This window comes from Paraburkholderia diazotrophica, assembly GCF_900108945.1.
Lineage (GTDB): Bacteria > Pseudomonadota > Gammaproteobacteria > Burkholderiales > Burkholderiaceae > Paraburkholderia > Paraburkholderia diazotrophica.
On sequence record NZ_FNYE01000001.1, the window covers coordinates 517,152 to 535,261 of the forward strand.

The 18,110-nt window shown below is 64.6% G+C and carries 18 protein-coding genes; 11 read left to right on the forward strand and 7 right to left on the reverse strand.

Annotated features, from left to right (window positions below; translation table 11 throughout):
* Positions 1 to 92: 92 nt before the first annotated feature.
* The 4 genes from BMW76_RS02415 to BMW76_RS02430 form a co-directional block, all read right to left on the reverse strand.
* Positions 93 to 872 carry a peptidylprolyl isomerase gene (locus tag BMW76_RS02415; protein WP_090862265.1) on the reverse strand — a complete coding sequence of 260 codons (780 nt, stop codon included), beginning with the start codon at positions 870 to 872 and terminating at the stop codon, positions 93 to 95.
* Positions 873 to 882: 10 nt separating this feature from the next.
* Positions 883 to 1,209 carry a BolA family protein gene (locus BMW76_RS02420; protein WP_087735739.1) on the reverse strand — a complete coding sequence of 109 codons (327 nt, stop codon included), beginning with the start codon at positions 1,207 to 1,209 and terminating at the stop codon, positions 883 to 885.
* 1 nt (position 1,210) lies between these two features.
* Positions 1,211 to 1,741 carry a septation protein A gene (locus BMW76_RS02425; RefSeq protein ID WP_090862268.1) on the reverse strand — a complete coding sequence of 177 codons (531 nt, stop codon included), beginning with the start codon at positions 1,739 to 1,741 and terminating at the stop codon, positions 1,211 to 1,213.
* 259 nt (positions 1,742 to 2,000) lie between these two features.
* On the reverse strand, positions 2,001 to 3,569 hold the full coding sequence (locus BMW76_RS02430; RefSeq protein ID WP_090862270.1) for a protein adenylyltransferase SelO: 1,569 nt from the start codon (positions 3,567 to 3,569) through the stop codon (positions 2,001 to 2,003).
* 151 nt (positions 3,570 to 3,720) lie between these two features.
* Here BMW76_RS02430 and BMW76_RS02435 point away from each other — a divergent pair, with 151 nt between their 5' ends.
* The 5 genes from BMW76_RS02435 (at position 3,721) to BMW76_RS02455 (ending at position 10,923) form a co-directional block, all read left to right on the forward strand.
* Positions 3,721 to 5,409 carry a 3-(methylthio)propionyl-CoA ligase gene (locus BMW76_RS02435; RefSeq protein WP_090862272.1) on the forward strand — a complete coding sequence of 563 codons (1,689 nt, stop codon included), beginning with the start codon at positions 3,721 to 3,723 and terminating at the stop codon, positions 5,407 to 5,409.
* A 169-nt stretch (positions 5,410 to 5,578) separates the two neighbouring features.
* Entirely contained in the window at positions 5,579 to 7,663 is a 2,085-nt protein-coding gene (locus BMW76_RS02440) for a 3-hydroxyacyl-CoA dehydrogenase NAD-binding domain-containing protein (RefSeq protein ID WP_090862274.1), read from the forward strand.
* 78 nt (positions 7,664 to 7,741) lie between these two features.
* Entirely contained in the window at positions 7,742 to 8,368 is a 627-nt protein-coding gene (gene pncA / locus BMW76_RS02445) for a bifunctional nicotinamidase/pyrazinamidase (RefSeq protein WP_090862277.1), read from the forward strand.
* Between the two features lie 53 nt (positions 8,369 to 8,421).
* Positions 8,422 to 9,600: an acetyl-CoA C-acyltransferase gene (locus tag BMW76_RS02450; RefSeq protein ID WP_090862281.1), complete on the forward strand. Its 1,179-nt coding sequence runs from the start codon at positions 8,422 to 8,424 to the stop codon at positions 9,598 to 9,600.
* 432 nt (positions 9,601 to 10,032) lie between these two features.
* Positions 10,033 to 10,923: an SH3 domain-containing protein gene (locus tag BMW76_RS02455; RefSeq protein ID WP_090862283.1), complete on the forward strand. Its 891-nt coding sequence runs from the start codon at positions 10,033 to 10,035 to the stop codon at positions 10,921 to 10,923.
* Positions 10,924 to 11,048: 125 nt separating this feature from the next.
* Here the strand turns inward: BMW76_RS02455 and BMW76_RS02460 are convergent, their stop codons facing one another.
* Positions 11,049 to 11,540 carry an LEA type 2 family protein gene (locus BMW76_RS02460; protein ID WP_090862286.1) on the reverse strand — a complete coding sequence of 164 codons (492 nt, stop codon included), beginning with the start codon at positions 11,538 to 11,540 and terminating at the stop codon, positions 11,049 to 11,051.
* A 339-nt stretch (positions 11,541 to 11,879) separates the two neighbouring features.
* On the opposite strand from BMW76_RS02460, the gene BMW76_RS02465 reads away from it, so the two are divergent.
* On the forward strand, positions 11,880 to 12,503 hold the full coding sequence (locus BMW76_RS02465; RefSeq protein ID WP_090862561.1) for a trimeric intracellular cation channel family protein: 624 nt from the start codon (positions 11,880 to 11,882) through the stop codon (positions 12,501 to 12,503).
* Positions 12,504 to 12,653: 150 nt separating this feature from the next.
* Here BMW76_RS02465 and BMW76_RS02470 read toward each other — a convergent pair whose 3' ends face one another.
* On the reverse strand, positions 12,654 to 12,947 hold the full coding sequence (locus BMW76_RS02470; RefSeq protein WP_090862289.1) for a GYD domain-containing protein: 294 nt from the start codon (positions 12,945 to 12,947) through the stop codon (positions 12,654 to 12,656).
* A 470-nt stretch (positions 12,948 to 13,417) separates the two neighbouring features.
* On the opposite strand from BMW76_RS02470, the gene BMW76_RS02475 reads away from it, so the two are divergent.
* The 5 genes from BMW76_RS02475 to BMW76_RS02495 all read left to right on the forward strand — a co-directional run bounded on the left by BMW76_RS02475 (position 13,418) and on the right by BMW76_RS02495 (position 17,232).
* On the forward strand, positions 13,418 to 13,717 hold the full coding sequence (locus tag BMW76_RS02475; RefSeq protein ID WP_090862564.1) for a Dabb family protein: 300 nt from the start codon (positions 13,418 to 13,420) through the stop codon (positions 13,715 to 13,717).
* 6 nt (positions 13,718 to 13,723) lie between these two features.
* Positions 13,724 to 14,194, forward strand: a complete 471-nt coding sequence (locus BMW76_RS02480; protein WP_090862292.1) for a PaaI family thioesterase — start codon at positions 13,724 to 13,726, stop codon at positions 14,192 to 14,194.
* Between the two features lie 54 nt (positions 14,195 to 14,248).
* Positions 14,249 to 15,247, forward strand: a complete 999-nt coding sequence (locus tag BMW76_RS02485; RefSeq protein WP_090862295.1) for an NADP-dependent oxidoreductase — start codon at positions 14,249 to 14,251, stop codon at positions 15,245 to 15,247.
* Between the two features lie 53 nt (positions 15,248 to 15,300).
* Entirely contained in the window at positions 15,301 to 16,170 is an 870-nt protein-coding gene (locus BMW76_RS02490) for an SDR family oxidoreductase (protein WP_090862299.1), read from the forward strand.
* A 102-nt stretch (positions 16,171 to 16,272) separates the two neighbouring features.
* Positions 16,273 to 17,232 (forward strand): alpha/beta hydrolase, encoded by a 960-nt coding sequence (locus tag BMW76_RS02495; RefSeq protein ID WP_090862302.1) that lies wholly within the window; start codon positions 16,273 to 16,275, stop codon positions 17,230 to 17,232.
* A 28-nt stretch (positions 17,233 to 17,260) separates the two neighbouring features.
* Here the strand turns inward: BMW76_RS02495 and BMW76_RS02500 are convergent, their stop codons facing one another.
* Positions 17,261 to 18,085 carry an NRDE family protein gene (locus tag BMW76_RS02500; RefSeq protein ID WP_090862305.1) on the reverse strand — a complete coding sequence of 275 codons (825 nt, stop codon included), beginning with the start codon at positions 18,083 to 18,085 and terminating at the stop codon, positions 17,261 to 17,263.
* Between the last annotated feature and the right edge of the window lie 25 nt (positions 18,086 to 18,110).

The following is an 18,110-nucleotide window of genomic DNA, read 5'->3' on the forward strand; positions in this document are numbered from 1 at the left end:
CACGTCGACGATGGAAAAAGAAAAGCCGCCCGAGGGCGGCTTTTCCATATCCGGCTGACAGCCAACACTGCCAGCAAGCAAGACGGCGACGCTTACTGAATCTTCGCCTTCGAGCGCAGGTCCTCTTCGAACGCTTGCAGCTTTTCCTGCTGCATCTGCTGCATGATCTGCTTCTTCACCTGCTCGAACGGCGGCGGCGGCGTCTCGCGCACGTCGTCGACGCGGATGATGTGCCAGCCGAACTGCGTGTGCACCGGCGTATCCGTCATCTGGCCTTTTTGCAGCTTTTGCGCGGCGTCGGCGAATTCCGGCACGTACGCCTTCGGGTCCGACCAATCGAGGTCGCCGCCGTTCTTGCCCGAGCCCGGGTCCTTCGAGAACTGCTTCGCGAGGTCTTCGAAGCTGGCGCCGCCCTTGATCTTCGCGATCAGATCCTTCGCCTGCTGCTCGTTTTCGACGAGGATATGGTGCAGGTGATATTCCTTGCCGCCGATCTGCTTGACCAGTTCGTCGTATTTCGCCTTCACTTCGGCGTCGGACGGCTGGTTGTGCTTCAGGTAGTTTTCGATCAGCGCGCGGAGCACGACCGTCTGTTGCGCGACGGCGACCTGTGCCTTCACTTCGGGCTTCGACGGAATGCCTTCGCGGACCGCTTCCTGCATCAGGATTTCGCGGTTCACCAGTTCTTCGCGCACGGCCTGTTGCAGCTTCGGCGAATCCTGTTGACCCTGCTGCACGAGTTGCTGGATCAGCGCATCGGCACGCGACTTCGGAATCGGCGTGCCGTTTACGACGGCGATGTTCTGTGCGAATGCAGGCGCGGCCGCGCAAGCAGCCAGCAAGACCCAATAGCGGGTTTTTTTCAAGGTCATCGGAAGTTTCCTAACGGGACAGCAAATTGAATTCTTCTGGCGTATAAGCCGTGATGGCGAGAGCGTGAATGCCGCGTTGCATGGCATCGGCCAGCGCATCATACACCATGCGATGTCGCGCCACGCGCGCCTTGCCGGCGAACGCGGCCGCCACGATAGTCACCGCGTAATGCCCGCCCGCCGACGCCCCGGCGTGGCCCGCATGCTGCGCGCTGTCGTCGCGCACGGTGATGGAATCGACGGGCGCGAGCGCGGCCGCGATGCGCGACTCGATCAGCGCGATGCGCTCGGCGGGGCTTGCTCGCAGAAAAACGTCAGGTGAAACGTCGTCGCTCATGTCACTCTTCCTTCATATACTTCGACAGCCACAGACTCTGCCCGACAATGAACACGACAAGGCAGCCGGTTGCGCCGAACAGCTTGAAGTTGACCCACGCATCGGTGGAAAAGTTGTATGCGACGAACAGGTTGAGGATGCCGAGCAGCACGAAAAACACGGCCCACACGATATTCAGCTGACCCCACACGCGATGCGGCAACTGGATCTGCTTGCCCATCATCGCTTCGATCAGATTCTTGTTGAACGCAATCGCCGATACGACCAGCACGACCGAGAATGCCCAGTAGAGCACGGTCGGCTTCCACTTGATGAAGGTGTCGTTGTGCAGCACGAGCGTCGCGCCGCCGAAAACGGTGACGACCCCAAGACTCACCCACAACATCGGGTCGACCTTACGGTGACGGAACGCGACCCAGGCGATCTGCACCAGCGTGGCGGCAATCGCGACGGCCGTCGCCGTGAAAATGCCCCACACCTTGTACGCAACGAAGAACAGGATGATCGGGAACAGATCGAACAGGAATTTCATTATCGGGGTCGGGAGTCCGGGGAAGTTGGGCGCATCCTGCGCGCAGTCAGCGATCGTTTCGGATGACGTGACGTGAATGGCGGCAAAGGCCAGTCCGGGCGGTCCGAAAAACGCTTGCCGTCGATCTTGTCCGCGACTGCGTGCATTGGCCCGCGCTCGCACGCCCGCGAAAAAATGCCGAGCGCGAGCGACGCTATCTGGGCTCGAATTGTAACGCAGGCCGGTTGATGCGGTCGCGCAAGCCGGCCCAAGCCGCCCATCACGACGAGCAGCTGACTTCCAGCGACGAAGCCCAATCGGGCGGCAGCCCCGCATACGCTTCGTACTCGGGCTGCTCGTCGAACGGATGGCGCAGCACGCCCGCAAGGCGCTCGACTTCGGAGAAGTCTTTTTCTTTCGCCTTCTGGATTGCCGTTTCGGCCAGATGATTGCGCAGCACGTATTTCGGGTTCACGCGGTTCATCGCGTCGGCGCGCGCGGCGTCGTCGCGCGTTTCGTGTGACAGCCGCGCGCGATAGTCGTTCGCCCATGCATCAAACGCGGCGCGATCGAGAAACAGGTCGCGCACGGGCGCATCGCCGCTTGCATCGTGCTTCGACAGCTTCGACAGATTGCGGAACGTCAGCGTGAAGTCCGCGCGGTTCGCGTGCATGATCTCGAACAGCTTGTTGACGAGCGCATCGTCGCCTTCGCGCTCGGTTTCGAGGCCGACTTTAGCGCGCATCCGCGTTTCGAGCGCGGGCGCGAAACGCGTCTTGAAGCCTTCGAGCACGCGCTGCGCATCCTGCACCGCGCGCTCGCCGCGCTGCGCTTCGTCGTAACGCTCGCCGAAGAGCGGCAGCAGACCTTGCGCGAGACAGAAGAGGTTCCAGTACGCGATCTGCGGCTGCATCCGGTACGCGTAGCGGCCCTGCGAATCCGAGTGATTGCAGATGTGATTCGCGTCGAAGCCGTCCATGAAGCCGAACGGACCATAGTCGATCGTAAGACCGAGGATCGACATGTTGTCCGTGTTCATCACACCATGGCAGAAGCCGACGGACTGCCACTGCGCGATCAGGTCAGCCGTCGACAGCACGGCTTCGTTCAGCAGCGCGAGATACGGGTCTTCGGCTTGCCTGCACGACGGATAAAAGCGGTCGATTACGTGATCCGCGAGCGAGCGCAACGCATCGACGCGGTCGTTCGCGTAGAAGTGCTCGAAATGCCCGAAGCGCACGAAGCTCGGCGACACGCGCGTAACCACGGCCGCCGTTTCCATTTCTTCGCGGCGCACGGGCTGATCGGAGCCCGTCACGCATAGCGCGCGCGTCGTGGGGATGCCGAGGTGATGCATCGCCTCGGAGCACAGATATTCGCGGATCGACGAGCGCAGCACCGCGCGGCCGTCGCCCATGCGCGAATAGGGCGTACGTCCGCCGCCTTTCAGCTGCAGCTCGAACCGTTCGCCTGCGTGCTCGACTTCACCGAGCGTGAGCGCACGGCCATCGCCGAGCTGACCGGCCCACACGCCGAACTGATGCCCCGAATACACCGATGCATACGGCAGCGAATCGGACGGCCAGTCGCGCGTGGTGTTGCCCGAGAAAAATTCCGCGAAGCCCGGCGTGCCCGCGAGAGCGGGATCGAAGCCGAGCATGTCCGCGACATCGGGCGCGAAGCCGACGACATACGGCGCAGGCAACGGCGCTGCGGGCAAACGGGTCAGAAAGACCGTGCCGAGTGCCGCGAAGCTGCCTTCACGCAGATTGTCGATGGTGCCTGCCGCCGTCGACATCGGACCGGACAAGCCGACGGATGGCCCTTCATTGCATGGGGAAAACGACATGTTGAGCGCCTCTTTATTAACCGATATTGTAATTGCGCGCCTGCCGCGCTGCAGGGCGCGCGTCTGCGGCGCATATCGAATGCCTGATCGTTCGGCGGCGCGGCCGCGCTCACGCATTCGAACGAATACATAAACTGGGAGACACCTGCGTATGACGACGCCGCTCTATGGACAGATGATGGACGTGCCGCTAACGGTCTCTTCGTTGCTCGCGCATGCATCGCGCCACTTCGGCACGACGGAGATCGTGTCGAAGCGCATCGAGGGCGACGTGCATCGCTACACGTACCGCGACTGCGAAAAGCGTGCGAAGCAGCTAGCGCAGGCGCTAATCGCGCTGGGCGTCGAAATGGGCGACCGGATCGGCACGCTCGCATGGAACGGCTACCGGCATCTGGAAACGTACTTTGGCACGACGGGCTTCGGCGCCGTATGTCACACGATCAATCCGCGCCTCTTTCCCGATCAGATCGCGTGGATCATCAATCACGCGGACGACCGCTACGTGCTGTTCGACATCACGTTTGCGCCGCTCGTCGATGTGCTCGCGCCGCAATGTCCGAACGTGCGCGGCTGGATCGCGATGACCGATGAGGCGCACATGCCGCGCATGTCGACGGCCGCATCGAGCTACGAAGCACTGCTCGCGCAGCACGACGGTGACTTCGACTGGCCGCTCATCGACGAACGTTGCGCGTCCAACCTTTGCTATACGTCGGGCACGACGGGCAATCCGAAGGGCGCGCTGTACTCGCATCGCTCGTCGGTGCTGCATGCGTTCGGCGCGTCGCTGCCGGATGCGATGGGCTTGTCCGCGCGCGATTGCGTGCTGCCCGTCGTGCCGATGTTCCATGTGAACGCATGGGGCATCCCGCATGCCGCACCGCTGACGGGCGCGAAGCTCGTGTTTCCTGGCAAGGATCTCGACGGCAAGTCGCTGTATGAACTGATGGAAGCCGAGCGCGTCACGTACTCCGCAGGCGTGCCGACCGTTTGGCTCGGGCTGCTGAACCACGTGCGCGAAGCGGGCGTGCGTTTTTCGTCGCTGACGCGCACGGTGATCGGCGGTTCCGCGTGCCCGCCCGCGATGCTCAGGATGTTCCAGGACACATATGGCGTCGAGGTGATCCACGCGTGGGGCATGACGGAGATGTCGCCGCTCGGCACGCTGTCGAAGCTCACGTGGGAGCAGACGCAGCGCTCGCCCGATGAGCAGCGCAAGCTGCGCGAAAAGCAGGGACACGTGATGTACGGCGTCGACATGAAGATCGTCGGCGACGACGGCCGCGAACTGCCGTGGGACGGCGTCGCATTCGGCGATCTGCATGTGCGCGGACCGTGGGTGATCGACCGGTATTTTCGCAGCGATGCATCGCCGCTCGTCGACGGCTGGTTCCCGACGGGCGACGTCGCGACCATCGACAAGGACAGCTTCCTGAACATCACCGACCGCAGCAAGGACGTGATCAAGTCGGGCGGCGAGTGGATCAGTTCGATCGACGTCGAGAACATCGCGATCGCGCATCCCGCCGTCGCGGAAGCGGCGTGTATCGCGTGCTCGCATCCGAAGTGGACGGAGCGGCCGCTGCTCGTCGTCGTGAAGCGCCCCGATGCCGACGTGACGCGCGACGAACTGCTCGCGTTCTACGAAGGCAAGATCGCGAAGTGGTGGATTCCCGATGACGTGGTGTTCGTCGACGAACTGCCGCACACGGCGACGGGCAAGCTGCAGAAGCTCAAGCTGCGCGAACGGTTTCGCGATCACGTGCTGCCGTCCGCGCTCGCAATCGAAAACTGCCCCTTCGACGACGAAGCGCACGCGAAAAGCGATCCGTCGTAGAGCGGGTTTACCCCCACGGAAAAGGCACATCGCGTGAATTGAACGAGCGTGCTTTTTTGTGTATCCTGCCTGCTATCGTTAAGGAACGTTAAAACGGCGGACAATGGTCCGCATGTTCCGATCATGGCCGCGTACCCGAATCGCGGCCGCATGGCATGGAGGCAGGCAGATGGCAGTGGACTACACGACACACGACGGCGTCGCCGTCATCACACTGAACAATCCCCCCGTCAATGGCCTCGGCCTGTCGACGCGCACGGGCATCATCGAGGGCATCGACCGCGCGCAGCACGATCCCGCCATCAAGGCGATCGTGCTGACGGGCGCGGGCAAGGCCTTCTCGGGCGGCGCCGACATCACCGAATTCAACACGCCGAAAGCGCTGCAGGAACCGACGCTGATGACGGTCATCAAGGCCGTCGAAGGCAGCGCGAAGCCGGTTGTCGCCGCGATTCACAGCGTCGCGATGGGCGGCGGGCTGGAACTCGCGCTCGGCGCGCATTATCGCGTTGCGGCGCCCGGCGCGCAGATCGCATTGCCCGAAGTGAAGCTCGGCATTCTGCCGGGCGCGGGCGGCACGCAGCGTCTGCCACGCGCACTCGGACTGGAAGCGGCGCTCAACATGATCGTGTCGGGTACGCCCGTCATGTCTGAGAAGTTCGCGGGCACGGGCCTGTTCGATGAGCTGATCACAGGCGATCTGCTTGAAAGCGCGCTTGCGTTTGCGCGCAAGGTCGGCGCGCAAAGCGGTCCGTATCCGAAGATCCGCGACCGCAAGATCGAGCATCCAAATGCGGCGGGCTTCATCCAGTTCGCGCGCAACAGCGTCGCGGCCGTCGCAAAGCAGTTTCCGGCGCCGCACAAGTGCATCGACGCGATCGAAGCGGGCGTGCTGAAGGGCTTCGAGCAAGGCATGAAGGTCGAGCGCGAATGCTTTCTCGCGCTCGTGCAGACGCCTGAGAGCAAGGCGCTGCGTCACGCGTTCTTCGGCGAGCGCGCGGCGAGCAAGATTCCCGACGTGCCGTCCGATACACCCGCGCGCGACATCAGGAAAGTGGCCGTGATCGGCGCGGGCACGATGGGCGGCGGCATCGCGATGAACTTCGTCAACGCGGGCCTGCCTGTGATGATGCTCGAAACGAAACAGGAAGCGCTCGATCGCGGCGTCGCGACGATCCGCAAGAACTACGAGGCGACCGTCAAGAAGGGAAAGCTGACGACGGAGGCGCTCGAAGAGCGCATGGCGCTGATCACGCCGACGCTCTCGTATGACGATCTCAAGGACGCCGATCTGATCATCGAAGCCGTGTTCGAAGAGCTCGGCGTAAAGGAACAGGTGTTCGGTCGTCTCGATGAAGTCGCGAAGCCGGGTGCGATCCTGGCGTCGAATACGTCGACGCTCGATCTGAACAAAATCGCCGCATTCACGAAGCGTCCGCAGGACGTGGTCGGCATGCATTTCTTCAGCCCCGCGAACGTGATGAAGCTGCTCGAAGTGGTGCGCGGCCAGGAGACCGCGAAGGACGTGCTCGCCACCGTCATGAAGGTCGCGAAGAAAATCAAAAAGACGGCGGTGGTGTCGGGCGTGTGCGATGGCTTCATCGGCAACCGGATGATCGAGCAGTACATCCGTCAGGCGCTCTTCATGCTCGAAGAAGGCGCGCTGCCCGCGCAGGTCGACAAGGCGATCGAGAAATTCGGCTTCGCGATGGGCCCGTTCCGCATGAGCGATCTGGCGGGCAACGATATCGGCTGGGCGATTCGCAAGCGGCGTTATCAGGAACATCCGGAGATGCATTATTCGAAGGTTGCTGACCGGCTGTGCGAGACGGGCCGCTTCGGGCAGAAGACGGGCGGCGGCTGGTACGACTACAAGGCGGGAGACCGCAACGCGTACCCGTCGAAGCAGATCGACGAGATGATCGTCGCGTATTCGAAGGAACTCGGCGTCGAGCGCCGCAAGATTTCCGACGACGAGATCGTCGAGCGACTCGTGTTCGCGCTCGTCAACGAAGGCGCGAAGATTCTCGAGGAAGGCATCGCGTCGAAGGCGTCGGACATCGATATGGTTTATCTGACGGGTTACGGCTTTCCGCTGTGGCGCGGCGGTCCGATGCTCTACGCGGATACCGTCGGGCTCTACAACGTCGAGCGCGCGATCCGCCGTTATGCGGCGCAAGCGAATGGCGACGCCTGGCAGATTGCTCCCGGCATCGTCGAACGCGCGGCGCAAGGGCGCGGCTTCAACGGCTGAACGGGAACGGGCCGCTGACTGGATCGAAGCACGGCGTCGAAGGAATAGCTTCGACGCAACAGCGCGGAAGGAACAGCGATGAAAAGTGCCAACGAAGTTCTGCTCGTCGTCGACGTGCAGAACGACTTCATGCCAGGCGGCGCGCTCGCAGTCGCGCGCGGCGACGAAATCGTGCCGCTCGTGAACCGGCTCGCGCGGCGTTTCAGCCACGTCGTGCTGACGCAGGACTGGCATCCGCCGTCGCATGTGTCGTTCGCGGCGAACCACGCGGGGCGCCAGCCGTTCGAGACGATCGCGCTGCCGTACGGCGAGCAGGTGCTGTGGCCGACGCATTGCGTGCAGGACACGCCTGGCGCCGCACTGCACGCGGACCTCGACATTCCACATGCGCGCGCGGTGATCCGCAAGGGCCATCACGCGGACGTCGACAGCTATTCGGCGTTTCTCGAAGCAGACCGCAAGACGCCGACGGGCCTCGCCGGCTACCTGCGCGACACGGGCGTGACGCGCGTGTGGTGCTGCGGGCTGGCGACCGACTATTGTGTCGCGTGGTCCGCGCTCGACGCGCGCGCGGCGGGTTTCGAGGCCGCCGTCATCGAAGACGCGACCCGCGCAATCGATCTGAACGGTTCGCTGGACAATGCGTGGCGCGACATGCGCGCTGCGGGTGTCGACCGCGTGCAATCGACGGATGTGCTGGCCTGAGTCGTCCAGCGCAAAGCGAACCTCACATATTCTTTGGAAAGCTGGAGACGTAGATGACTGATGCCGTAATCGTATCGACTGCCCGCACGGGTCTTGCCAAATCGTGGCGCGGCGCGTTCAACATGACACATGGCGCGACGCTTGGCGGACACGCGACGCAGGCCGCCGTCGAACGCGCGAAGATCGACCCGGCGCGCGTCGAGGACGTGATCATGGGCTGCGCGAACCCCGAAGGCGCGACGGGCTCGAACATCGCGCGGCAGATCGCGCTGCGCGCGGGGCTGCCCGTGACGGTGCCGGGCATGACCGTCAACCGCTTCTGCTCGTCGGGGCTGCAGACGATCGCGTTGGCCGCGCAGCGCGTGATGGTCGGCGAGGGCGATGTGTTCGTCGCGGGCGGCGTCGAGTCGATCTCGTGCGTGCAAAACGAAATGAATCTGCACATGCTGCGTGAAGGCTGGTTGATGGAACACAAGCCGGAGATCTACTGGCCGATGCTGCAGACGGCCGAAACCGTCGCGAAACGCTATTCGATTTCGAAGGAGCGTCAGGACGAATACGGCGTGCAGTCGCAGCAGCGCGCGGCGGCGGCGCAGGAAGCAGGGCGCTTCAACGATGAGATCGTCCCGATGACGGTGCTCGCGGGTGTCGCCGACAAGGCGAGCGGGCGCATGTTCACGAAGGAAGTGACGATCGCCGCCGACGAAGGCATCCGCGCAGATACGACGCTCGAAGGCGTGTCGAAGATCCGCACGGCGGTGCCGGGCGGCGTGATCACGGCGGGCAACGCGAGCCAGTTTTCGGACGGCGCGTCGGCGTGCGTGGTGATGAACGCGAAGGTCGCCGAGCGCGAAGGGCTGCAGCCGTTGGGCATCTTCCGCGGCTTCGCGGTCGCGGGCTGCGAACCGGACGAAATGGGCATCGGCCCTGTATTCGCCGTGCCGAAACTGCTGAAGCAGGCGGGACTCAAGGTCGACGATATCGGTCTGTGGGAGCTGAACGAAGCGTTCGCCGTGCAGGTGCTGTATTGCCGCGACAAGCTCGGTATTCCGAACGAACGCCTGAACGTCAACGGCGGCGCGATTGCCGTCGGGCATCCGTATGGCGTGTCGGGCGCGCGCCTGACGGGCCATGCGCTGATCGAAGGCAAGCGGCGCGGCGCGAAGTTCGTCGTGGTGACGATGTGCATCGGCGGCGGCCAGGGCGCGGCGGGATTGTTCGAAATCGCCTGATCGCGTTGGCATCGGCTGGTGGAAGCCCGCGTGTGAAAGCACGCGGGCTTTTTGTTGTCGGCGTTTTTTGCGTGCGTTGATGATGCGGCGATTGATCGTACGTTCGACGCGGCGATTGATCCGATGTTCGTGCAACGCATGCCGATGACAACGACGACGCGGCGGCAGGCACAGGATTCGCTCGCGAACGTCGACACGCTCCCGGTTTAAACGGGTCTGGAATGCACGCATGGCGATGGCTTCGACCACCATCATCGAAGACGGGCAGCGAAGTTCGCTGCAAACGGCGTTGCATGGGAACAGAGTACGGTGCTGAGGCTCCAACTTTGCATGGGATCGGGTAGTGCGCTGAAGCGCCAACTCTGGTCGATAGCTTTGCATGGGACCAGAGTAAGGCGCTAAAGCGCCAACTCTGGTCGACAGGAGGAAATCATGCGAATGCGGGTTGCTTGCGTCGCCGTTGTGCAGACGGTGGCGCTGTCGGTCGCATCGGGTGCTGCGTCGGCGCAATCGCAGGCTTACACGAACGAGACCGTCTATCTGTACGCGGGACCGGCGCAGGACTATCCCGTCGTCGCGCAACTGCCATCGGGACAGCCCGTGACCGTCTACGGCTGCGTCAGCGGCTATACGTGGTGCGATGTCGAGATTGCGGACGCGCGCGGCTGGGTCTACGGCGGCTATCTGACGTATCCGTATCAGGGCAGCAGCGTCCCCGTGATGAACTACGGCGAAGTCATCGGTCTGCCCCTCGTCACGTTCTCGCTGGGCACCTACTGGGGCCATTACTATCGCGAGCGCCCGTGGTATCCGGACCGTTCGCGCTGGGAACATCATCCGCCGCCGCCACACCGGCCGCCGCCTCCGCCGCAGGGCGCGAACCGGCCGCCGCCGGCATCGCCGAATCAGCCGCCACCGCCCGAGCAAGGTCCGCAGCCGCTCGGTGCCGAACACGGACATCGGGCGGGGCCGCCGCAAGGTGCCGCTCCACCACCTCCGATGCAAGGCGGTCGGCCGCAACCCGGGCAGCCTCAGATGCAGGGTGGTGGGCCACGACCGGGGCAACCGCCGATGCAGGGCGGTGGACCCCGGCCTCAGCAGCCGCAGATGCAGGGAGGAGGTCCGGCGGGTCCGCCGCCCGTGCAGGGTGGTGGGCGTCCACAAGGGCCGCCGCCTGCCCAGGGCGGCGGGCATCCGTCGGGGCCGCCACCCGGCCCGGCGGTGGCGCGTCCAACCGGGCCGCCAGCGGGGCAAGGGGAACACAATGCGCAGAGGCCGTCAGGCGCGACGCCGGGACAAGGCCCGCCCATCACGAACCACTGAGCGTCTCGCGGCACCGAAGCGCACTCATCGGCCGCCAATCCCGGCGCGTTCACGCCGCCTGATCAACGGCGAACGCGCCGCACATGACGTCGCCGCAGCGGCCGGGCACGAACCCGCCGCGACAGCTACAGCCCGCTCATATTGCCCATCGGCAGCGACAGCGTGCCCTGATCGATGAAGCGCGTGCCGCCCGTGATGCCGCCCGCGAGGCGTCCGCGCAGCACATAGGGCAGGTTGCCCGTCTGTGCGCTGTCGGCGAAGGCGAACGCCTGACGCACGGCGGCAAACGCGGGCACCGTCAACGGCACGCTGATCACTGTTTCGCCGAAACGCGGCACGCTGCCGGCCTGATCGCTGACGCCGCTCGCGAATGGCTTGCCGTTCAGATCGAGTTCGACGGAAACGCCGTTGTAGTCGATGGGCGCGTCGTTCGGGTTCTGCACGCGCAGTTTCAGACTGAAGCGCATTTCCATGCCCTCGCCCGCGAGCGGCTCGATGCCCGCGACGTTCACGCGCAGCGGATCGTGGCCGAACATGCCCGCGCAACCGGCCACCGACAGCATGGCAACGACGAAGAACAACACGCGAAGGGAGCGCCAGACGCGCTGAATGGCCATGGTCATGCACCTCATCAAGGAAGCACGCGAAACGGCGTGCATCGGATGAATTCTAGCGGGGCGCACGACGGACGGCGCGCCCGAGCGAGCGCAACGGCGAGTGAGGCGGCGAGCGAACCAACGCGCCCCAGTGCCCCCGCTTTTCCGATTCCCGCCGCGATGAGACAATCGCGCCGCCCGTCGCGCGCCTTGTTTTGCGCCGACCTGTTTCGCGCCGACCTGTTTCGCGCCGACCTGTTTCGCGCCGACCTGTTTCGCGCAGAAGGCGGCGCGCATGAACGACGCCATCACCGCGCGTTTCGCGATGCCGCCCGGCTCGTCCCGATTGCAACGATCTGCATGAAACCAAAAATGGAAACCATTGTCCTCGCCGCCGATCTTCTCGGCACGTTCATCTTCGCGATCGAGGGCGCGGTCGCGGCGATGCACAGCGGCCTCGATCTGCTCGGCGTGATGGTGATCGCATTCGTCGCGTCGCTGGGCGGCGGCGTGACGCGCGATCTGCTGATCGGCGCGAGCCCGCCCAATGCGATTCGCGACTGGCGCTATCCGGCGCTGACCTTCGTCGCCGGCCTGCTCACTTTCCTTTTTCATTCCGACGCCGAAGGCTTTCCCGCGTCCTGGCTCATGGTGCTCGACGCGGCGGGGCTGGCGCTGTTCGCCGTCGCAGGCGTCGAGAAGGCGATCCTGTTCGGAATCCGGCCGTTCGTGGCGGCGCTGATGGGCGCAGTGACGGGCGTCGGCGGCGGTGTGATCAGGGACGTGCTGCTCGCGCGCATCCCGTCCGTCCTCGTCGCCGATATCTATGCTACGGCTGCGTTCTTCGGCGCGGTTGTCGTGTTGATCGGACGTCGCATGGGTCTTTCGCCTGCGATGGCGGGCGTGATGGGCGGCGTCGCGTGCTTCGTGTTGCGCGTCGTCGCGGCCACGCATGGATGGCATCTGCCGCGCGCGCGAATCTGAGCGCAGTCTGTGCGACCGATGCGAATAGCAGGCGTCAAAAAAGTAGACGTCAACAGTAGAACGCCATGCTCCGGCGTATTTGGCGGCGCAGCGCCCGCACATCGGTCGATGGCCTTGGGCGCCGCGCCTTCTGCCGGTCGTGTCGCGCGTCTACTTCAATCCGCCGACGATTCGTTCCATCTCCTCTTCGCCGAACGCGCGCATCGTCGCCGTGCGGACGTTGCCCTGCGCAGCGAGCGCAAGGCCGAGGCGGGTCGTGGTTTCGTCGTCGGGCGAGTCGAACGAGATCACCACGTCGTACGCGCCCAGCGTCCAGTTCACGGTGCCGATCGTTACGCCCATCGCCTTGCTGATTTCGCGGAATGCGCGCGCCCGGTTGACCGTGTCTTTCGCGGTGCGTACGCCCTGATCGGTCCAGTTGGCTAGCATGATGTAAGTGGCCATGTTGTCCTCGTGATGGGAAAGTGGAACTGCCGCGCGCGTGCCGTGACGTCGTTCGCGACGCACGGACGAACGAACGCGGCACGGCGCGCGGGCCGTTTTCTATGCGTGCATAAAGACGCAAAGAGCAAGGAAGACAAGGCGGCCACAGTACGAGAGGATGGGTGCTCGGGAGAGGAAAGGCCGCGGATCGTTGACGCCCGGTTTCGCGTTGCGCGCTGTTTTCGACTGCTGTGCGACTGCGTTGCGACTGCCTTGCGGATGCCGCGCACGGCCGGGCTGACTGCCAGAAAAGTATAGGCGACGCGGCGCGTCCGAAGGAGCCAATTGCAAGCGCCGATGTACTTTTGTCCTATGCCGCGCAGCCCGATCCATGCATGCGCACAGTGCGCGTATCATCTGACGACGCGTCTATGATGCAACGCATACCGGGCATGCGCAGTCATCGCACAGTCAACAGCAAAGGTGAACCCTTGATTCGTCATATCGTGATGTGGAAGCTCAAAGCGGCAGAAGGCGCGACGCGCGAACAGAACGCGCTGCAGCTGAAGGAAAAACTCGAAGCATGCCGCGATGCCGTGCCGGGCATCGTGCGTCTCGATGTAGGCATCGCGACGCCAGGCCTTGCTTCGACCTGTGACATCGTGCTCGTCTGCGACTTCACGGACAAGGCGGCCCTCGACGCCTATCAGGTTCATCCCGTGCACCAGCTCGTGAAGAGTTTTCTCGCGCCCATCCGCGAATCGCGCGAGGCAGTCGACTATGAAATTTGAATACCGATGACCCATCAACCCAATCACATGGTGATCGAAAGTCCATTCATCGATCATCTCGGCGCGCAGCTCGTGTCGGCAACGGACGGTACGAGCGAAGTCGTGCTGACGCTGCGCCCCGAGCATCTGAACACATGGGCCGTCGCGCACGGCGGCATCACGATGACGCTTGCCGATTGCGCGCTGGCGATGGCCGCGCGCAGTCTCGCCGCAGATGGCATCGGCGTCGTGACCGTCGAAATGAAAGTGAACTTCATGCAGCCCGGCAGCGACGAGTTGCGCGCAACGGCCCGCGTGCTGCACCGCTCGACCACGATGGCCTATTGCGAAGGCGAGATTCGCGACAGCGAAGGCCACTTCGTCGCGAAGGCGCTCGGCACATTCAAGTACATGCGGCGGCTTGCCGTCGGCCGCGAGGTCAGGCAGCAGCGGCTGCGCAGCGATCCATCCGCGAGACCCGGTCCCAGCGACGGCTGAACGCGCGGCCCGGCGCTTTCATCGATGACCGAACAATTTACGGAGACAACCGTCATGGCCGAAGTCAATCGTCAGATCCTCCTCGTGTCGCGTCCGCAGGGCGCGGCATCTGCAGACAATTTCAAGCTCGTCGAAGCGCCGCTCGCGCCGCTCGCCGACGGCGAAGTGCGCGTGCGCAATCACTACCTGTCGCTCGATCCGTACATGCGCGGCCGCATGAACGACGCGAAGTCGTACGCGCCGCCGCAGCCGTTGAACGAGGTGATGATCGGCGGCACGGCGGGCGAAGTGATCGAGTCGAAGAACGCGGCGTTCAAGCCCGGCGACAAGGTGATCGGCATGTTCGGCTGGCAGGAGTTCGGCACGTCGGACGGCAAGGGCTTGCAGAAGGTCGACGACACACACGTACCGCTATCCGCGTATCTCGGACCTGTCGGCATGCCGGGCGCGACGGGCTGGTACGGGCTCAACAGGATCATCGCGCCGAAGGCGGGCGAGACGGTCGTCGTCAGCGCGGCGAGCGGGGCCGTCGGCAGCGTCGTCGGGCAACTGGCGAAGCTCGCGGGCGCGCGCGCAGTCGGCATTGCGGGCGGCGCGGAGAAATGCCGCTATGTCGTCGAGACGCTCGGCTTCGATGCGTGCGTCGACTACAAGGCGGGCAACCTATACGAGGACCTGAAGGCGTCGACGCCTAACGGCGTCGACGGCTGCTTCGAGAACGTCGGCGGCGACGGGCTCGACGCGACGCTCGCGCGGATGAACGCGTTCGGCCGCATCGCAGTGTGTGGGTATATTGCCGGTTATGACGGTGCGCCCGTGCCGCTCAAGCATCCGTCGTTGATCCTCACGCAGCGTCTGCTCGTGCAGGGCTTCATCATCACCGAACACCTGGATGTATGGCCCGCTGCGCTGAAGGAGCTGGGCACGCTCGTCGCGCAAAAGAAGCTGCACTATCGCGAGTCGATCGCGCACGGTCTGGAGAATGCGCCCGAAGCGTTTCTCGGCATGCTGAAGGGGCGCAACTTCGGCAAGCAGCTCGTCAAGCTGATTTGAGAGGGGCGTCGTCAGATACTGACTGCGCGCATTGGTCCACTAAGGGAGTCTGCATGTTCCAGTTCGACGGCAAGGCTGCCGTTATCACCGGCGCGGCGAGCGGCTTTGGCCGCGCGTTCGCGGAAAAGGGCGCGTCGCTCGGCATGAAGCTCGCGCTCGCGGATGTCGATGCAGGCGCGCTCGCGCAAACGGTCGACGCGCTGCGCGCGTCGGGAGCGGAAGTCGTCGGCGTGCGCACGGACGTCTCTGATGGCGCGCAGGTTCAGGCGTTGGCGGATGCCGCGCTCGCGGCCTTCGGCAAGGTCCATCTGCTCTTCAACAACGCGGGCGTCGGCGCGGGCGGCTTCCTGTGGGAAAGCTCGGCGAACGACTGGGCGTGGGTGTTCGGCGTCAACGTAATGGGTGTCGCGCATGGCGTGCGCGTCTTTACGCCGATCATGCTCGCGCAGAACGAGCCCGCGCATATCGTCAATACGGCGTCGGTGGCGGGCTTGCTGTCGCCGCCGTCGATGGGCATCTACAATGCGTCGAAGCATGCGGTCGTGTCGCTGACGGAGACGCTGTATCACGACTTGCGGAACGCGGGCGGCGAGGTCAGTTGCTCGCTGCTGTGTCCGGCGTTCGTGCCGACAGGCATCGCGGACGCCGAGCGCTCGCGTCCAGAATCGCTGCGCAACGGCGCGCAACCGACTCGCTCGCAACTCGCCGCCGACAAGCAGCTACAGCGCGCCGTGCGTTCCGGCAAGCTGAGCGCGGCGGATGTCGCGAACCTGACGTTCGACGCGATCGCCGAGCGGCGCTTCTATATCCTCACGCATCCCGCCATTCTCGCGACCGTGCGGTTGCGCCACGAGGATATCGAGCAGCAGCGCAATCCGACCGACCCGTTATCGCTGAAGCCCGAGGTGAAGGAAGCCCGTTAGCGCGCGCATCGCTGGCATGGGTAACGTAAGTGCTTCGTGGCATCACGTGGCATCATACGGCGCTCACTCAACCGACGGGCGCGTGTGCGCCGCCGACAGAACATGCCGTTGAACCCGAAGATCGAGCAGGTGCTCGACATGATCGCGCGCGCAAAGCGCCCCGCGTATCATGACCTGAGCGCGCAGGAAGCGCGCGCATCATACGAAAAGAGCGCGCCGATACTCGAAGTGCCCGCTGCGCCGATGTTTTCCGTCGAAGACATCGACGTGCCCATGCGCGACGGCGTGCCGATCCGCGTGCGTCTCTATCATCCCGCCGAGCCTCAGTGGGCAAATCCCGCGCCCGCGCTCGTCTACTATCACGGCGGCGGCTTCACGGTCGGCAGCGTGAACACGCACGATGCGATCTGCCGGATGTTCGCGCGCGACGCGCAGTGCGTCGTGATGTCGGTCGATTACCGGCTCGCGCCCGAGCACAAGTTCCCGACGGCCGTCGACGATTCGTTCGACGCGCTCAAGTGGCTGCATGAGAACGCGGCGCTCTATGGCATCGACGCGCGCCGCATCGCCGTCGGCGGCGATAGCGCGGGCGGCACGCTCGCCACCGTCTGCGCCGTGCTTGCGCGAGACGCGGATATCGAGCTCGCGCTGCAACTGCTGATCTATCCCGGCACGACGGGCCACCAGCAGACCGATTCGCACGAACGCCTCGCGGACGGCTACCTGCTGTCCGGCGACACGATTCAATGGTTCTTCGAGCAATACCTGCGCAACGACGACGATCGCCATGACTGGCGTTTCGCGCCGCTCGACGGCACGCGCGGCGCGCCGGATTTTCATCGCGTGGCGCCCGCGTGGATTGCAACGGCCGAGTACGATCCGCTGAGCGACGAAGGCGAGGCCTATGCGCACAAGCTGCGCGCAGCGGGCAATGCCGTCGCGTTCAAGTGCTACGCGGGCATGATCCACGAGTTCTTCAAGATGGGCGGCTACGTGCCCGACGTCGCCCGCGCGCATGCGGACGCCGCGGCGGCATTGCGCGCAGCGTTCGGCGTCGAATAGGGCGCGTGTTTTCTGGCGCGGCGTTGCGCTACGCAATATCGAACGTGAAGGAACGCTCGTAATCGCCGGGACGCACCACGCGGTGCGAACCGTTGTCGTCGCTGCGTTCGAGCGCCGACACGCTGAGGCGCGCGTTTTGTGCGAGCACCCGCAACGCCGTGGTGCCTCGCGTGCCGTAGTCGGGCGTATCGATGAAGGCCGCCGACAGCGCGCGTTCACGCTCGAGCGAAATGCCCGTCGCCGGCAGTTCGTCGTCGCGCGCGACGTGCGGATCGCGCATCAGGCCGACCAGCGTCGCGAGCGGTGCGCGCGCATCACCGGCGAGCACTTGTGTGAGTTCGGCGCGCTTGTGCACGAGCTTCGGCCACGGCGTGTCGAGCACCGCGTTCGAGATGCCGTGCGTGCCCGGCGCGAGCAGCGTCGGCTCGGCGGGCGAGCGGTTGCAGTACCAGGCCAGTTCGCGCCGCTTCCAGTCGCCCACCAGCAGATTGAAGCCGTTATACATGTCGCCGTCTTGCGCGACTTGCAGCAGATAGTCGAGCGGCGGTGTGCCGCGTTCGATGCCGTGGCCATTCGACAGCCAGTTGCTGACCAGCGTGCCACGCGTCGGCGCGTCGGCGCGCATTTCGCTTGGCGCGCGATAGTTGGTGAGCGCGGCGAAGCGTCCGTCGCGTGTCATCCCGAGCCACGTGCCGCCGCCGACGAGATCGCGTCCCGCGAGCAGATTGGGCGCATCGTCCCACCAGTGCATCGGCTCGGCTGTGCGCTTGAGGAATTCGTCGCGATTCGCAACGAGCGTGAATAGCGGACCGTCGGACGCATCGGGGCGCCAGTCGAACACGATCAGACACATCGGAAAAAGTCTAGGTAGCGAGAGT

Excerpts from the sequence above, each read along its gene's own strand:
- BMW76_RS02415 (WP_090862265.1), bottom strand. The coding sequence starts at position 872 with ATGACCTTGAAAAAAACCCGCTATTGGGTCTTGCTGGCTGCTTGCGCG.
- BMW76_RS02420 (WP_087735739.1), bottom strand. The coding sequence starts at position 1,209 with ATGAGCGACGACGTTTCACCTGACGTTTTTCTGCGAGCAAGCCCCGCC.
- BMW76_RS02425 (WP_090862268.1), bottom strand. The coding sequence starts at position 1,741 with ATGAAATTCCTGTTCGATCTGTTCCCGATCATCCTGTTCTTCGTTGCG.
- BMW76_RS02430 (WP_090862270.1), bottom strand. The coding sequence starts at position 3,569 with ATGTCGTTTTCCCCATGCAATGAAGGGCCATCCGTCGGCTTGTCCGGT.
- BMW76_RS02435 (WP_090862272.1), top strand. The coding sequence starts at position 3,721 with ATGACGACGCCGCTCTATGGACAGATGATGGACGTGCCGCTAACGGTC.
- BMW76_RS02440 (WP_090862274.1), top strand. The coding sequence starts at position 5,579 with ATGGCAGTGGACTACACGACACACGACGGCGTCGCCGTCATCACACTG.
- pncA (WP_090862277.1), top strand. The coding sequence starts at position 7,742 with ATGAAAAGTGCCAACGAAGTTCTGCTCGTCGTCGACGTGCAGAACGAC.
- BMW76_RS02450 (WP_090862281.1), top strand. The coding sequence starts at position 8,422 with ATGACTGATGCCGTAATCGTATCGACTGCCCGCACGGGTCTTGCCAAA.
- BMW76_RS02455 (WP_090862283.1), top strand. The coding sequence starts at position 10,033 with ATGCGAATGCGGGTTGCTTGCGTCGCCGTTGTGCAGACGGTGGCGCTG.
- BMW76_RS02460 (WP_090862286.1), bottom strand. The coding sequence starts at position 11,540 with ATGGCCATTCAGCGCGTCTGGCGCTCCCTTCGCGTGTTGTTCTTCGTC.
- BMW76_RS02465 (WP_090862561.1), top strand. The coding sequence starts at position 11,880 with ATGAAACCAAAAATGGAAACCATTGTCCTCGCCGCCGATCTTCTCGGC.
- BMW76_RS02470 (WP_090862289.1), bottom strand. The coding sequence starts at position 12,947 with ATGGCCACTTACATCATGCTAGCCAACTGGACCGATCAGGGCGTACGC.
- BMW76_RS02480 (WP_090862292.1), top strand. The coding sequence starts at position 13,724 with ATGACCCATCAACCCAATCACATGGTGATCGAAAGTCCATTCATCGAT.
- BMW76_RS02485 (WP_090862295.1), top strand. The coding sequence starts at position 14,249 with ATGGCCGAAGTCAATCGTCAGATCCTCCTCGTGTCGCGTCCGCAGGGC.
- BMW76_RS02490 (WP_090862299.1), top strand. The coding sequence starts at position 15,301 with ATGTTCCAGTTCGACGGCAAGGCTGCCGTTATCACCGGCGCGGCGAGC.
- BMW76_RS02495 (WP_090862302.1), top strand. The coding sequence starts at position 16,273 with ATGCCGTTGAACCCGAAGATCGAGCAGGTGCTCGACATGATCGCGCGC.
- BMW76_RS02500 (WP_090862305.1), bottom strand. The coding sequence starts at position 18,085 with ATGTGTCTGATCGTGTTCGACTGGCGCCCCGATGCGTCCGACGGTCCG.